The sequence below is a fragment of the Vibrio sp. 10N.286.49.B3 genome (assembly GCF_002873395.1).
In the GTDB taxonomy this organism is placed as follows: Bacteria; Pseudomonadota; Gammaproteobacteria; order Enterobacterales; family Vibrionaceae; genus Vibrio.
Map to the genome: position 1 here is coordinate 96,742 of NZ_MCUV01000068.1, position 13,882 is coordinate 110,623.

Sequence of the window (13,882 nt, forward strand, 5' to 3'; positions counted from 1 at the left end):
ATTGACTATTTAATCAAATTATAGCGTTTTTACTGGGATGCTATTTTCCGCCAATTTTTGCTTTGTACGCTTAGTTCTATCAATCACATCGCCAACAAGTTGACCACAAGCTGCATCGATATCATCACCGCGAGTCTTACGTACTGTCACCGTGTAATCGTACTGCATTAATGTTTTTTGGAAACGGTCAATACGTGAGTTGCTCGGCTTTTTATAAGGCGAACCTGGGTATGGATTAAATGGGATTAAGTTAATTTTCGCTGGTGTGTCTTTTAATAGCTCAGCAAGTTGATGTGCGTGTTGCATGTCATCATTAACATGATCCAGTAAAACATACTCAACAGTCACGCGGCCACGGTTTGCATTTGAAGAGGCGATATAGCGGCGAACTGATGCTAAGAAGTCTTCAATATTCCAACGATCGTTAATTGGCATAATTTCGCTACGCAATTCATCGGTTGGTGCATGAAGTGAAATGGCTAATGCTACATCAATATTGTCTGTCATTTGATCAAGACCAGAAACAACACCTGATGTAGATACGGTTACTCGACGCTTAGAAAGTGCAAAGCCAAGATCATCAAGCATAATTTCCAATGATGGAATTAAGTTCTTCATGTTAAGCAGTGGCTCACCCATACCCATCATAACGACGTTAGTAATTGGGCGGCGACCGGTTTCTTTCTCTAAACCAATTTCGCGAGCTGCACGCCAGATTTGACCGACAATTTCCGATACTTTTAAGTTACGGTTAAAGCCTTGCTGCGCTGTTGAACAGAATGTACATGCCAGTGCACAACCGACCTGAGATGATACACATAACGTTGCACGATCACCGTCAGGAATATATACCGTTTCAACATCTTGATCGCCAACACGCATAGCCCATTTAATGGTGCCATCTTCTGAATGCTGAGCTTCTGAAACAACGGGTGCTTTAATTTCAGCAACTTGCTTTAGCTTTTCGCGTAATTTTTTGTTGATGTTATTCATTGCATCGAAATCATCAACACCAAAGTGATACATCCACTTCATAATTTGATCTGCTCGGAATGCTTTTTCACCTAGCTCTTCTGCAAAATATTTACGAAGACTTTTACGGTCTAGATCGAGTAGATTGACTTTAGTCGTGGTCATGGTGCCTCTCATTGATGTAACGATATTTAAGGGCGCGAATTGTACAGCCTTTAGGCAGGGACAACAAGCTTTGTAAAGCCACACTTCAATTAAGGGATTACTTGATGGCATGGAAAAGGAAGCCAAAGCCTCCTTTTCTAAGAAAGATATTTTTTATCTTGGGCAGATTTCAGAAGCAGGGAAAAAGAATTCAATTTCACGCGCTGCTGACTCTGGGCTATCTGAACCATGTACCGAGTTGTGACGCATGCTTAATGCATAATCAGAGCGTATAGTGCCGCATGCCGCGTCTTCTGGGTTCGTTTTACCCATTAGCTCACGGTAACGACAAATCGCATCTTCACCTTCAAGCACTTGAACCATAATTGGGCCTGAAGTCATAAATGCTTTTAAATGTGGAAAAAATGCTTTCCCTTCATGCTCAGCATAAAAGCCGCTTGCTTGGTCTTCGTTTAAATGGACCATTTTTGCTGCGATCACACGTAGACCAGCCTTCTCAATTCGATGGTAAATTTCACCAATCAAGTTACGCTCCACTGCATCGGGTTTTACGATAGAAAATGTTCTTTCTAAAGCCATAGTTAAGGCATCCTTCTTTCTTATAGTTAGTTATATGGACATTGAGCAGCCTGGTGAAGACTGCTTAAATCTTATTACTATTTTGCTTGCTCAGTTAGAATACGGGCTAACGTTCTTACGCCCATACCTGTGCCACCAGCTGACCATTTATCGGTTGCTGCTTTACGGTAAGTACCAGCACAATCAAAGTGCAGCCACCCTTTTTTATAATCAGTCACAAAGTACGACAAAAACGCAGCTGCAGTACTAGCACCTGGAGAGTAGTCACCGCTCCCTATGTTCGATAGATCAGCAAAGCTTGAAGGCAGCATACCACGGTGGAACTCTGCAAGTGGTAATGGCCATAATCCTTCTTGCTCTAATTGTGCACACTGCAGCGCTTGATTAGAAAGCTCAGTATCAAAGCTCATTAGTGCGTGGTAATCATTACCTAACGCATTCTTTGCTGCGCCAGTTAGGGTTGCACAGTCAATGATCAGCTCAGGATTTTGTTCGCTTGCATACATCAAGCCATCAGCTAAAACTAAACGACCTTCAGCATCAGTATTCATGATTTCAACGGTTTTGCCATTTTTGTACTTGATCACATCGCCAAGTTTCAGTGCTCGACCTGAGATCATATTCTCAGCACAACATAAAATCAGTTTAACGCGCTTATTAAGACCACGCTGAATAGCCAGAGCAAAACCACCCGTAACGGTTGCTGCCCCACCCATGTCTGACTTCATCGCTGTCATGAAGTTAGAAGGTTTTAAGCTATAGCCGCCAGAATCAAAAGTGATCCCTTTGCCCACTAGACAAGCAAAAACCGGTGCGTTTTCATCACCCGTTGGGTTGTAGTCCAGTTGAAGCATCGCTGATGTACGTTCAGAACCACGACCAACCGCATAGATACCCTGCCAGCCTTCTGTTAATAAATCTTTATCTTTTACAATTTTAGCCTTCACAGTTCCTTTTGGCGCAATAGATTTGATAAATTCTGCGGCCATGCTCGCAAGTTGGCGAGGTGCGACTTCTTCACCACTTTTATTGATAATGTCGCGTGTCCAATTTGAAACGGTAATACGCGCTTCCAACTCTTTCTGAGCTGGCTCTTCTAAAGGAGACCACTCTAGTTTGGTCGTTTTTTTCGCTTCACGATAACCTTGGTAAAAAGCCCAAATCGCTTCTAAGTCCCAACGCTCACCTTCTAACTGAACCGATTTAATTCCTTGCCCATCTAACTTACGCGCCGCTCGTTGGATAATATTCAAATCTACATTTTGTGTAGCGTGAATGGTTACACCATTTTCAGCAAAAGATAAAATTGCGTTTGCTCCCCACTGAGGCTGGGCAGCTTCTTGACTGATAAATACTGACATTTGTATCGACATTGTTTCTCCTATGAGCTAAGGAAATCGTTCATTCCCTTGATGCTATTACTTTATGATTTAATGTTACCATTATGTAGTGAGTAAATGTCAATTGGATAAAAAAACGGACCTTAAGGTCCGTTTTTTGTCATTTTTTTGCACTCTATCAGCAATATTTGCTGTTTGTGTGATTAATCCGCTTCATCCATCCAACAGAGGATCACGGCTTCAAGCACTTTTTCATTGCAGTGACTTGGGTCATCATCAAAATCCTCAAGATCCATGATCCACTGATTAAGGTCGGTAAATCGCACCGTTTTAGGATCGGTATCAGGGTATAAATCGCATAACTCAATGGCTATATCGCGTGAATCTATCCATTTCAAACTCATCACTGACTCCTTGTTGGCTATTTATTATTGCTGATAGTATCGCTGTATTAGTGATCTTCTGAAGCGTGGTTTAGAGTATATTTTGGGATCTCTACCACTAAGTCTTCATTGCTCACACACGCTTGACAACCTAGACGAGACTCCGGCTCTAAGCCCCACGCTTTGTCTAGCATGTCATCTTCTAGTTCATCGCTCTCTTCTAATGAATCAAACCCTTCACGAACTACAATATGACAGGTTGTACATGCACATGATTTTTCACATGCGTGCTCAATTCCAATTCCATTTTTCAATGCAACATCGAGTACCGTTTCACCTGCTTGCGCTTCAAGAACCGCACCTTCAGGGCATAAGTCTTCATGTGGTAACACAATAATTTTAGGCATTTTCTATCTCGTACTTTATTGGTTAAATATCATTTACTGATTGTCCTGATAGCGCCAAGCGAATTGATTTATCCATTCGACGTGAAGCAAAATCTTGGCTCGCTTTATCTAAGTCTTTAATGCCCTGCTCTATCGCATTGGCATTATCAGCATTACGCAGCTGGATTAAATTCTCTATCGCGTTAAGCAGTGCTGGTTTTTCTTGCTCAGATAACAACTCATCACCATCCGCTTGCATGGCAGAAATTAAGCCTTCGATCACTCGGTCCGCTTCCACTCTCTGTTCTGCTAAAGTACGAGCATCCATGTCTTCTTGCGCATACGTCATCGAGTCTTTAAGCATATCAGCCACTTCATTATCGCTAAGCCCGTAAGAAGGCTTCACTTGTATCTCAGATTGAACGCCGGTGCTCTTCTCCATCGCTGTCACAGATAATAGACCATCTGCATCCACTTGGTAGGTGACACGGATATGCGCAGCACCAGCAGCCATTGGAGGGATACCCTTTAAAGAGAAACGCGCCAATGAACGACAATCATCGATTAATTCTCGTTCCCCTTGCGCGACATGCACTGACATTGCCGTTTGACCATCTTTAAAAGTGGTAAACTCTTGCGCACGTGCAACGGGAATAGTGGTGTTGCGTGGGATAATCTTTTCAACTAATCCACCCATGGTCTCGATACCAAGAGATAGTGGGATGACATCAAGCAGTAGCATTTCTGAATCGGGTTTGTTGCCAGCTAGAATATCCGCTTGAATTGCAGCACCAATGGCAACAACTTCATCGGGATTGATTGTCGTCAGTGGCGGACGCTGGAAGAACTCACCAACTTTATTACGTACCAATGGCGTGCGAGTTGAACCACCCACCATGACAACTTCAATCACTTCATCAATACTCACTTCTGCATCTTTTAACACTCGACGACATGAAAATAGTGTTTTCTTGATAAGTGGTGTGATTAATGCTTCAAATTCATCACGCGTCAGCATTCCCGTCCAACCTAAAGTCGAGACTTCAACGCTGTCGTTATTTGATAGGTCTATTTTTGCTTGTGTTGCTGCATCGAGTAATGAGCGGTAGTTTTCTGCACTTAATGGTTGCTCTAATGCTGGCTGCTCTGAACGAATGCGTTCTAGTAGTGATTGAGCGATTAATTCATCAAAGTCATCACCGCCGAGAGAAGAGTCACCACCGGTTGCGAGTACCTCAAATACGCCTTTTGACAAACGCAAGATAGAGATATCAAAAGTACCACCACCTAAGTCATAAACGGCAATTACGCCCTCTTGACCGCTATCAAGCCCGTAAGCAATCGCAGCAGCAGTGGGTTCATTAAGTAAACGTAAAACATGAAGCCCAGCTAAGGTTGCTGCGTCTTTTGTTGCAACTCGCTGCGCGTCATCAAAGTATGCAGGAACGGTAATCACTGCGCCTGACAATTCTCCACCAAGTGTTAACTCTGCTCGCTGACCTAATGCTCGTAAAATATCAGCAGAAACTTGAATTGGATTTTTATTCCCCTGAGGAGTCTGAAGAATTGGTAATCCATTATCACTGGCTTCAAATTGGTAAGGTAAAACTGGGTAGCGCTGCTGAATATCTTCTAGTGAGCGACCAATTAAACGCTTAACTGAAATAATAGTGTTAGCCGGTTCAGTTTTTGCTTTTGCTCGAGCTTCATAACCAACGATCATAGCGTCAGTTGAGTAATTCACCACTGAAGGCAAAATGCTACGCTCTTGATCATCTTGTAAAGTCGATGCATTACCACTGCGAACAGAGGCCACGAGTGAGTTCGTTGTTCCTAAGTCGATACCAACTGCCAACTTATGCTCATGAGGCGCAGAGCTTTGACCTGGTTCTGCAATTTGAAGTAGTGCCATTATGGGTCCTTATTCTTCGGTCTAACCGAGCAAACGTTCTTCGGTTAACTCTATTTCATTCTTTAGTTTGGCAATAAATTTAAGCTTTCGTACATAATCAGCGGCATGTTCCCAAAGGTTATCTTCTAGGGCTTGCTCGACTACCGCAATATGCTGATTAAACATGTTGCTGACATTGGCTTCAAACTCAAATAAAGCATCTTCTGGATCACTACTGTGGGCAATATCTTCCAGCGTTTCACGCAGTTCCATTTGCTCCATAAGAAACATTGGATCTTGTAGTGTCTGCTGCTCAGAGCGGAGATCAATGCCTTGCAGTGATAATAGGTATTCGGCGCGTGAAATAGGCTTTTTTAATACTTGATAAGCATCATTGATTTGAGCCGCTTGCTGTACTGAAAGTAAGCGTTCATGATCAGAGGCAGTCGCAAAGTTATCAGGATGAAAGCGACGTTGCAGATCTCTAAACTGTGAGGAAAGAAGGCTACCATCCAGTTGAAACTGAAGTGGTAGCCCAAATAATTCGAAATGGTTCATGTTAATCAAGTCCTAAAACCTAGGCTTAACTAAGGAGTACTTATCATAAGCCTAGAAGAGTTATCTACTGCTCGTTAAACGGTAAAGCTTTCACCGCAACCACATTCACTTTTTGAATTAGGGTTATTAAATTCAAAGCCTTCATTAAGCCCTTCTTTAACATAGTCTAGTTCGGTTCCATCAAGGTAAACTAAACTCTTAGGGTCAATAATGACTTTAACACCCGAATGTTCAAAAACTTGATCTTCTTCATTCAACTCATCAACGAATTCAAGCACGTAAGCCATGCCCGAACAGCCTGTCGTTTTCACACCTAAACGTAAACCAACGCCTTTACCTCGGTTATCTAGGAATGTTTTAACTCGGCTTGCCGCCGCATCAGTCATGGTGATGGCCATACTACAACCTTACGCTTTTCATTGATTAAATTTAAAATGGGAGCGCGCTATTCACAACGCTCCATATCGTTATTTATTGATCGTGCTTTTTCTTGTAATCAGCAACAGCCGCTTTAATTGCATCTTCGGCTAAGATTGAGCAGTGAACTTTTACTGGTGGTAATTCAAGTTCATCAGCAATTTCAGAGTTTTTAATCGCTGCTGCTTCATCAATACTTTTACCCTTAACCCACTCTGTAACCAGTGAGCTAGAAGCAATGGCTGAACCACAACCATACGTTTTGAATTTCGCATCTTCGATAATGCCTTCTGGCGTCACCTTAATTTGTAGCTTCATTACATCGCCACAAGCTGGTGCACCAACCATACCACTACCAATAGTTGGATCTTCTTTATCGAAGCCACCAACATTACGTGGGTTTTCATAATGATCAATTACTTTTTCGCTATAAGCCATAATAGTTACCTCGAGTCCTCTAATTCCCTGAGATTAGTGATGTGACCACTCAACCGTGTCCAGATCAATCCCTTCTTTATACATATCCCAGAGAGGAGACATGTCGCGTAATTTATTAACCGCTACACGAATTTGTTCAATTGCGTAGTCGATCTCTTCTTCTGTTGTAAAGCGTCCAAAAGAAAAACGTACTGAGCTATGCGCTAACTCATCATTTAAGCCAAGAGCGCGTAATACGTACGATGGCTCAAGACTTGCTGATGTACATGCAGAACCCGATGAAACCGCTAGATCTTTTAGAGACATAAGCAGTGATTCACCTTCAACAAATGCAAAGCTCACATTTAAGTTGTGTGGAACACGCTGCTCTAAGTCACCGTTTACTGTGACTGCTTCTAGATCTTTTACACCGTTTAATAAACGTTCACGCAATGTTTTTGCATGCTCAAAATCTTTTTGCATATCTTGTTTAGCAACGGCAAAGGCTTCACCCATACCAACAATTTGGTGAGTTGCTAGTGTGCCTGAACGGAATCCACGCTCATGACCACCGCCGTGCATCTGTGCTTCAAGACGAATACGTGGTTTACGGCGAACATAAAGAGCACCGATACCTTTTGGACCATAGATTTTATGTGCTGACAAAGAAATAAGATCAACTTTCATTTCTTGTACATCCAGTGGGATCTTACCCGCTGACTGCGCCGCATCTACGTGGAAAATAATTTTGCGCTCTCGGCATAACTCGCCAATAGAAGCAATATCTTGGATAACACCAATTTCATTATTTACATGCATGATAGAAACAAGAACCGTATCTTCTCGCATCGCATCTTGCAGTTTATTTAAATCAATAATGCCGTTTGATTCAGGTGCAAGGTAAGTCACCTCAAACCCTTCACGCTCAAGTTGACGACATGGATCGAGTACCGCTTTATGCTCTGTCTTACAGGTAATAATATGCTTACCTTTTTTACCATAAAATCGAGCGGCACCTTTAATAGCAAGGTTATCTGATTCAGTCGCGCCAGAAGTAAAGACGATTTCACGTGGGTCTGCGTTAAGAAGATCAGCAATTTGGCCACGAGCATTATCTACCGCTTCTTCTGCCTGCCAACCATAACGGTGCGAACGAGATGCAGGGTTACCAAAGTTGCCATCCATTGTCATGCATTGAACCATTTTTTCAGCTACGCGAGGATCAACTGGACAAGTTGCTGAATAGTCAAAGTAAATAGGCAGTTTCATTTTCTACTCCAATGTAAGCATGCACGCCTATGAGCGAACATTAACACCGATGGGAGCGGTGTCAGTCTTTTTTTGTGCAAACCCATGATTTACCGCAAGATCGATATCTTGTCGGCCTGAAATTTTAAGAACGTCATTATCTTCCATTAACTCACCAAGAGTAATGTTATTTAAGAAGTCACTAATGCGAGAGCTTAAATCGCGCCATAAAGTATGTGTTAAGCAGCGACTGCCACCTTGACACCCTCCTTTACCATGACACTTAGTTGCATCTACTGATTCATTAACCGCTGAAATAACAACGCCTATCGCGATTTCATTTGCCGAAATCGCTAGGCGATAACCACCACCAGGACCACGGATGCTGGTCACTAATCCTGCTTTACGTAGTTTGGAGAAAAGCTGTTCTAAATAAGAGAGCGAGATACCTTGGCGTTCTGAAATATAGGCCAATGGTACAGGACCATTTTGCGAATGCAGTGCGACATCTAACATCGCAGTGACCGCGTATCTTCCTTTAGATGTTAGCTTCATAATACACCGTACCCACATTAATTATGTGGTTAGAATCTTTTCATACCCGACTGTTTTGGTCAAGTATTTATTTGACTAAAACAGTCAGGTATTTAACCATTAATTAATTGTGGTTATTTTTTCTTGTCACTTGAGCGCTCTACTGCTGTCAATACACCACGTAACGTATTAATTTCTTGTAGATCTGGGCGTGCTCGACTAAATAAACGACGTAGCTTATTCATCACCTGACCAGGTTGCTCTTCAGAGATAAATTGAGTATCAAGCAGCACTTTTTCAAGGTGTGTATAGAACATTTCTAGCTCATTATGGCGAGGGTAAGTCTCTGCTTCTTGAACTGGGAACTGGCTTTTCTCTTGGTTAAGGTGTGCAATACGAATTTCATAGCTCAGCGTCTGAACGGCCATTGCTAAGTTCAGTGATGAGTATTCTGGGTTCGCTGGAATACACACATGGTAGTGACATTTCTGCAACTCATCATTGGTTAATCCAGTACGCTCACGACCAAAGACTAAAGCTGTTGGCTTCTCTTGTCCTTCAATCACAAACTTTTCACCACACTCCCTTGGCTCAAGCATTGGCCACTCAAGTGTACGTGAACGAGCACTCGACCCAACCACTAACACACAATCAGAAACGGCATCTTCAAGTGTTGGTACGATTTGAGCATTCTCTACGATATCAAACGCACCTGCCGATAATGCACGAGTTTGTGCATCAATTTCACATTGCGGGTTGACCAATACCATTTGAGAAAAGCCCATTACTTTCATAGCACGAGCGGCTGAACCAATATTCCCTGGATGAGACGTTTCCACTAACACGATTTTTACATTATCTAACATTACTTAAAGGCACCACATTTATTCAAATACTAAAAAATTGTAACATAAAAAACGGTCTCCCCCTATATAGAGGCGACAGACAAAGCAAAGAAGCCACGATTTTCTGATAACTGCTTATTTTTCCTGCTATCGATACTAATGTGATGTTTCTCTCACTTTGAAAATGAGAAAGAATAAAAAATAACCACTTCCCTTTTAACTCAACTTTGGTATACTCCCCGCCGCTTTAATCTGTTCTTTAACATCTGCTGGGAAATTCCATATGCATCCAATGCTAAACATTGCTATTCGCGCTGCGCGTAAAGCAGGCAATCACATTGCTAAATCGCTAGAAACTGTTGATAAAATTGAAGTAAGCCAAAAAGGTAACAACGATCTTGTTACTAACATCGCTCAAGAAGCGGAATACATCATTATTGACACGATCAAAAGCTCTTACCCTGAGCACAGCATCGTAGCTGAAGAAAGCGGCCTAACTGATGGCAAAGACTCTGATGTTCAATGGATCATTGACCCACTAGATGGCACGAATAACTTCGTTAAAGGCCTTCCTCAATTCGCTATTTCTATTGCTGTTCGTATGAATGGTCGTACTGAAGTTGCGTGTGTTTATGACCCAATGCTAAATGAGCTATTCACAGCTCAACGTGGCGCTGGTGCTCAACTAAACAACGCTCGCCTACGTGTTAAACCTATGAAAGATCTTCAAGGTACAACACTAGCAGTTGGTTTCCCACATCAGCAAAAGCAACACGCTGAATCTTTCATGAAAATCACTTCTGCTCTATTTACAGAGTGTGCTGATTTCCGTAGTTCTGGCGTTCCAGCACTAAGCTTATGCTACCTAGCAGCTGGCCGTGTTGACGGTTACTTCGAACTAGGTCTTAAGCCTTGGGATCTAGCAGCTGGCGATCTAATCGCTCGTGAAGCTGGTGCAATTCTTACTGACTTCGCTGGCGGTACTGAATACATGAAGTCTGGCAACATCGTTGCTTCAACGGCTCGTGGCGCAAAATCAATGCTAAAACATATTCGTGAAAATGGTAACCAAGCAATGTTCAACAACCTATAATTAGGTTTGTTATAACGCTTTAACCATTACAAAAATGCCGACTAATTTCATTAGTCGGCATTTTTTATACCTGTCATATATGCCTTCTATGTTCATCTCGATTTAGCCGATACCTAGCCAACAACACCATACCAATCAAAGTAAGTATCTAAAAACAGAAATAAAAAAACCGCTGAACAAGAGTCCAACGGCTTTTAAAATACAGTGATTAATGCTTATGGCATTTCATCAAATTCAGCGCCTTCTTTCTCAATTTGTACTGGCATTAGGTGTTCACGAGTGATCCCTAATTTCAGAGCAAGAGCAGAAGCAACATAGATTGATGAGTATGTACCCACTGTAATACCTAGCAATAGTGCTAAGGCAAAACCGTGAATCATTGCTCCGCCTTGAGTAAACAAAGCGATAACTACAAACAGTGTTGTTGCTGAGGTGATCAACGTACGACTCAGTGTTTGAGTAATAGCACCATTTAAGATATCTGTTGGCTCACCATTACGTATCTTACGGAAGTTTTCACGAATGCGATCAAATACAACGATGGTATCGTTGAGTGAGTAACCCACCACCGTCAATAAGGCGGCAACAATCGTTAAATCAACTTCGATTTGTAATAATGAAAAGATACCTAAAGTAATAATAACATCGTGTGCCAGTGCTAGTACCGCACCAGCAGCTAGACGCCACTCAAAGCGAATTGATACATAAATCAGAATACAAATTAACGATACTAAAATGGCTAAGCCACCAGCCTCGGTTAACTCGTCCCCGACATTAGGACCAACAAACTCAATTCGACGCATTTCAACACTATCACCTGTCCCTTCCTCAATTGCAGAAAGGATCTGGTTACCTAGTGCTTCACCTTGCATATTATCACGTGGACGTAAACGCACCATCACATCACGAGCAGAACCGAAGTTCTGTACCGTTGCATCACCAAAGCCTTTTGCTTCAAGTGCACCACGGATATCCTCAAGATTGGCTGGTTGCTCAAAACCCACTTCGATTAATGTGCCACCAGTAAAGTCTAAACCCCAATTCAACCACTTAGTTGATAGAGTAAAGAATGCAGTCGCAATCATCACGATAGAAAAAGCAAAGGCAAACTTCGACCAACGCATAAAGTCGATCGTTTTGTCTGCTTTCATAATTTGAAACATCACATTTCCCTTAGTTCAACAGAGTTAGATCGACAATTTCTTCACGCGTTTACCGCCGTAAAGTAAATTAACCACACAACGTGTACCGATAATCGCCGTAAACATTGACGTTAAAATACCGATAGAAAGTGTTACCGCAAAGCCTTTGATAGCACCGGTACCGACAGCAAATAAAATAATTGCCGTCATTAGCGTGGTGATATTCGCATCAGCAATAGTACTAAATGCATTCGCATAACCTTGGTGTATTGCTTGTTGAGGATTACGACCATCTCGTAGTTCCTCACGAATACGCTCAAAGATAAGCACGTTTGCATCTACCGCCATACCAACCGTTAATACGATACCTGCGATACCTGGAAGCGTCATTGTTGCCCCTGGGATCATCGACATCACACCAATAATCAGAATCAAGTTAGCAAATAATGCTAGGTTCGCAATTAAGCCAAATTTACGGTAGTAGAATAACGCAAACAGCATTACCGCAGCCATACCCCAAACACACGCCATGATACCCATGTCGATGTTTTGCTGACCCATTGATGGACCAATGGTACGCTCTTCAACAATCGTAATCGGGGCAATCAAAGCACCGGCACGTAGTAGAAGTGCTAAGTTATGCGCTTCAGCTGCTGAATCAATACCAGTTATGCGGAAGTTACGACCTAAAGCAGATTGAATCGTCGCTTGGTTAATCACTTCTTCATGCTTAGCAAGAATGACATTACCATCGGCATTTTTACGACCACTGTCTTTGTACTCGGTAAATACCGTCGCCATTAGCTTGCCGATATTTTGACGAGAGAACGCTGACATTTTGCTACCACCTTCACTATCCAGTGAGATGTTAACTTGTGGGCGACCATATTCATCCACGCTTGAACTTGCATCGGTAATGCTTGAACCGCCAAGAATGACACGCTTTTTCAAGACCGCTGGACGACCGTCACGATCGAACTTAATTTCACTACCAGCAGGAGCACGACCACTCGCAGCTGCAGCTAAATCGGCTTGGCTATCAACTTCTCTAAATTCAAGCGTTGCCGTTGCACCAAGGATCTCTTTAGCACGGGCGGTATCTTGAACACCAGGAAGCTCAACAACAATACGACTTGCACCTTGACGCTGTACTAGCGGCTCAGCAACACCTAGCTCGTTAACACGGTTACGTAAAATCGTGATGTTTTGTTCTACAGCGTAATTACGAATTTCTTGTAAGCGAGCTTCTGTAAAAGAAGCAACAAGAGCAAAACGACCATTCGCATCAGAATCACGGAACGTCATATCTGGGTGTTTTTCCGAAAGAACACGCTTAGCATCGGCTAGTTGCGCCTCATCACGCAATAAAACCTCAACGGTTTCCTTACCTGATGGACGAATTGAGCGATAGCGTATTTTTTCTTCACGCAATTCTGAACGGAACGCTTCTTCTTGTTGTGCAACAAGCTTATCCATTGCAGCGCCCATATCCACTTCCATTAAGAAGTGAACGCCACCACGTAGATCAAGACCAAGTTTCATCGGTTCAGCACCGATAGACTCAAGCCAGCTCGGTGTTGCTGCTGCAAGGTTAAGTGCAACAATAACGTCACTACCTAACGCTTCGCTCACAAGATCTCGAGCACTGATTTGTGTATCAGTGTCATTGAAACGAACAAGAATAGAACCGTTTTCTAATGCAACGGATTTAGGGGAAATGCTCTTTTCATCAAGAGCTTTGGTGACAGCATCCAACGTCGACATATCTACAGAGGCACCACGTGCCCCTGTAACTTGAATCGCCGGATCTTCACCGTAAATATTTGGAAGGGCATAAAGCGCAGCAATGGCAATGGCAAGCACCACCATTATATACTTCCATAACGGATAACGGTTTAGCACAGCGAGGATC

General features: G+C 42.6%; 15 protein-coding genes. 1 reads left to right on the forward strand and 14 read right to left on the reverse strand.

What is annotated here, in order from left to right:
• Positions 1–18 precede the first annotated feature (18 nt).
• From BCU68_RS16300 to trmJ, 12 genes are all read right to left on the reverse strand, one after another.
• Positions 19–1,137: a bifunctional tRNA (adenosine(37)-C2)-methyltransferase TrmG/ribosomal RNA large subunit methyltransferase RlmN gene (locus tag BCU68_RS16300; RefSeq protein WP_102565791.1), complete on the reverse strand. Its 1,119-nt coding sequence runs from the start codon at positions 1,135–1,137 to the stop codon at positions 19–21.
• Between the two features lie 153 nt (positions 1,138–1,290).
• Positions 1,291–1,716, reverse strand: a complete 426-nt coding sequence (gene ndk / locus BCU68_RS16305) for a nucleoside-diphosphate kinase (RefSeq protein WP_102565792.1) — start codon at positions 1,714–1,716, stop codon at positions 1,291–1,293.
• A gap of 77 nt (positions 1,717–1,793) precedes the next feature.
• Positions 1,794–3,089 (reverse strand): aminopeptidase PepB, encoded by a 1,296-nt coding sequence (pepB, locus tag BCU68_RS16310; protein ID WP_102565793.1) that lies wholly within the window; start codon positions 3,087–3,089, stop codon positions 1,794–1,796.
• 170 nt (positions 3,090–3,259) lie between these two features.
• A complete protein-coding gene (iscX, locus tag BCU68_RS16315) occupies positions 3,260–3,460 on the reverse strand; it encodes a Fe-S cluster assembly protein IscX (protein WP_102565794.1) in 201 nt (66 codons plus the stop codon).
• A 47-nt stretch (positions 3,461–3,507) separates the two neighbouring features.
• Positions 3,508–3,846: an ISC system 2Fe-2S type ferredoxin gene (gene fdx, locus BCU68_RS16320; RefSeq protein WP_102565795.1), complete on the reverse strand. Its 339-nt coding sequence runs from the start codon at positions 3,844–3,846 to the stop codon at positions 3,508–3,510.
• A 22-nt stretch (positions 3,847–3,868) separates the two neighbouring features.
• Complete coding sequence (hscA, locus tag BCU68_RS16325; protein ID WP_102565796.1) at positions 3,869–5,737, reverse strand: Fe-S protein assembly chaperone HscA; 1,869 nt, start codon at positions 5,735–5,737, stop codon at positions 3,869–3,871.
• A 21-nt stretch (positions 5,738–5,758) separates the two neighbouring features.
• Complete coding sequence (hscB, locus tag BCU68_RS16330) at positions 5,759–6,274, reverse strand: co-chaperone HscB (protein ID WP_102565797.1); 516 nt, start codon at positions 6,272–6,274, stop codon at positions 5,759–5,761.
• A 74-nt stretch (positions 6,275–6,348) separates the two neighbouring features.
• Positions 6,349–6,672 carry an iron-sulfur cluster assembly protein IscA gene (gene iscA / locus BCU68_RS16335; RefSeq protein WP_102565798.1) on the reverse strand — a complete coding sequence of 108 codons (324 nt, stop codon included), beginning with the start codon at positions 6,670–6,672 and terminating at the stop codon, positions 6,349–6,351.
• A gap of 73 nt (positions 6,673–6,745) precedes the next feature.
• Positions 6,746–7,129 (reverse strand): Fe-S cluster assembly scaffold IscU, encoded by a 384-nt coding sequence (gene iscU, locus BCU68_RS16340; RefSeq protein ID WP_102565799.1) that lies wholly within the window; start codon positions 7,127–7,129, stop codon positions 6,746–6,748.
• A gap of 33 nt (positions 7,130–7,162) precedes the next feature.
• The gene (locus BCU68_RS16345; protein WP_102565800.1) at positions 7,163–8,377 is read right to left on the reverse strand and encodes an IscS subfamily cysteine desulfurase; all 1,215 of its coding nucleotides are present in this window, start codon (positions 8,375–8,377) and stop codon (positions 7,163–7,165) included.
• Between the two features lie 27 nt (positions 8,378–8,404).
• On the reverse strand, positions 8,405–8,911 hold the full coding sequence (gene iscR / locus BCU68_RS16350) for a Fe-S cluster assembly transcriptional regulator IscR (protein ID WP_102565801.1): 507 nt from the start codon (positions 8,909–8,911) through the stop codon (positions 8,405–8,407).
• Between the two features lie 113 nt (positions 8,912–9,024).
• Positions 9,025–9,756: a tRNA (cytosine(32)/uridine(32)-2'-O)-methyltransferase TrmJ gene (gene trmJ, locus BCU68_RS16355; RefSeq protein ID WP_102565802.1), complete on the reverse strand. Its 732-nt coding sequence runs from the start codon at positions 9,754–9,756 to the stop codon at positions 9,025–9,027.
• A 262-nt stretch (positions 9,757–10,018) separates the two neighbouring features.
• Between trmJ and suhB the strand changes: the two genes are divergently transcribed.
• Complete coding sequence (gene suhB, locus BCU68_RS16360; protein ID WP_102565803.1) at positions 10,019–10,828, forward strand: inositol-1-monophosphatase; 810 nt, start codon at positions 10,019–10,021, stop codon at positions 10,826–10,828.
• A 215-nt stretch (positions 10,829–11,043) separates the two neighbouring features.
• On the opposite strand, the gene secF is transcribed toward suhB, so the two are convergent.
• A complete protein-coding gene (gene secF, locus BCU68_RS16365; protein WP_102565804.1) occupies positions 11,044–11,991 on the reverse strand; it encodes a protein translocase subunit SecF in 948 nt (315 codons plus the stop codon).
• A gap of 24 nt (positions 11,992–12,015) precedes the next feature.
• Positions 12,016–13,872, reverse strand: coding sequence for a protein translocase subunit SecD (gene secD / locus BCU68_RS16370; protein WP_102565805.1), 1,857 nt, complete (start codon positions 13,870–13,872; stop codon positions 12,016–12,018).
• Between the last annotated feature and the right edge of the window lie 10 nt (positions 13,873–13,882).

What these genes read in the sequence shown, in the direction of transcription:
- trmJ (WP_102565802.1), bottom strand. Translation starts at nt 9,756, where the DNA reads ATGTTAGATAATGTAAAAATCGTGTTAGTGGAAACGTCTCATCCAGGG.
- ndk (WP_102565792.1), bottom strand. Translation starts at nt 1,716, where the DNA reads ATGGCTTTAGAAAGAACATTTTCTATCGTAAAACCCGATGCAGTGGAG.
- BCU68_RS16300 (WP_102565791.1), bottom strand. Translation starts at nt 1,137, where the DNA reads ATGACCACGACTAAAGTCAATCTACTCGATCTAGACCGTAAAAGTCTT.
- fdx (WP_102565795.1), bottom strand. Translation starts at nt 3,846, where the DNA reads ATGCCTAAAATTATTGTGTTACCACATGAAGACTTATGCCCTGAAGGT.
- iscA (WP_102565798.1), bottom strand. Translation starts at nt 6,672, where the DNA reads ATGGCCATCACCATGACTGATGCGGCGGCAAGCCGAGTTAAAACATTC.
- BCU68_RS16345 (WP_102565800.1), bottom strand. Translation starts at nt 8,377, where the DNA reads ATGAAACTGCCTATTTACTTTGACTATTCAGCAACTTGTCCAGTTGAT.
- hscB (WP_102565797.1), bottom strand. Translation starts at nt 6,274, where the DNA reads ATGAACCATTTCGAATTATTTGGGCTACCACTTCAGTTTCAACTGGAT.
- iscX (WP_102565794.1), bottom strand. Translation starts at nt 3,460, where the DNA reads ATGAGTTTGAAATGGATAGATTCACGCGATATAGCCATTGAGTTATGC.
- pepB (WP_102565793.1), bottom strand. Translation starts at nt 3,089, where the DNA reads ATGTCGATACAAATGTCAGTATTTATCAGTCAAGAAGCTGCCCAGCCT.
- iscU (WP_102565799.1), bottom strand. Translation starts at nt 7,129, where the DNA reads ATGGCTTATAGCGAAAAAGTAATTGATCATTATGAAAACCCACGTAAT.
- suhB (WP_102565803.1), top strand. Translation starts at nt 10,019, where the DNA reads ATGCATCCAATGCTAAACATTGCTATTCGCGCTGCGCGTAAAGCAGGC.
- secF (WP_102565804.1), bottom strand. Translation starts at nt 11,991, where the DNA reads ATGTTTCAAATTATGAAAGCAGACAAAACGATCGACTTTATGCGTTGG.
- hscA (WP_102565796.1), bottom strand. Translation starts at nt 5,737, where the DNA reads ATGGCACTACTTCAAATTGCAGAACCAGGTCAAAGCTCTGCGCCTCAT.
- iscR (WP_102565801.1), bottom strand. Translation starts at nt 8,911, where the DNA reads ATGAAGCTAACATCTAAAGGAAGATACGCGGTCACTGCGATGTTAGAT.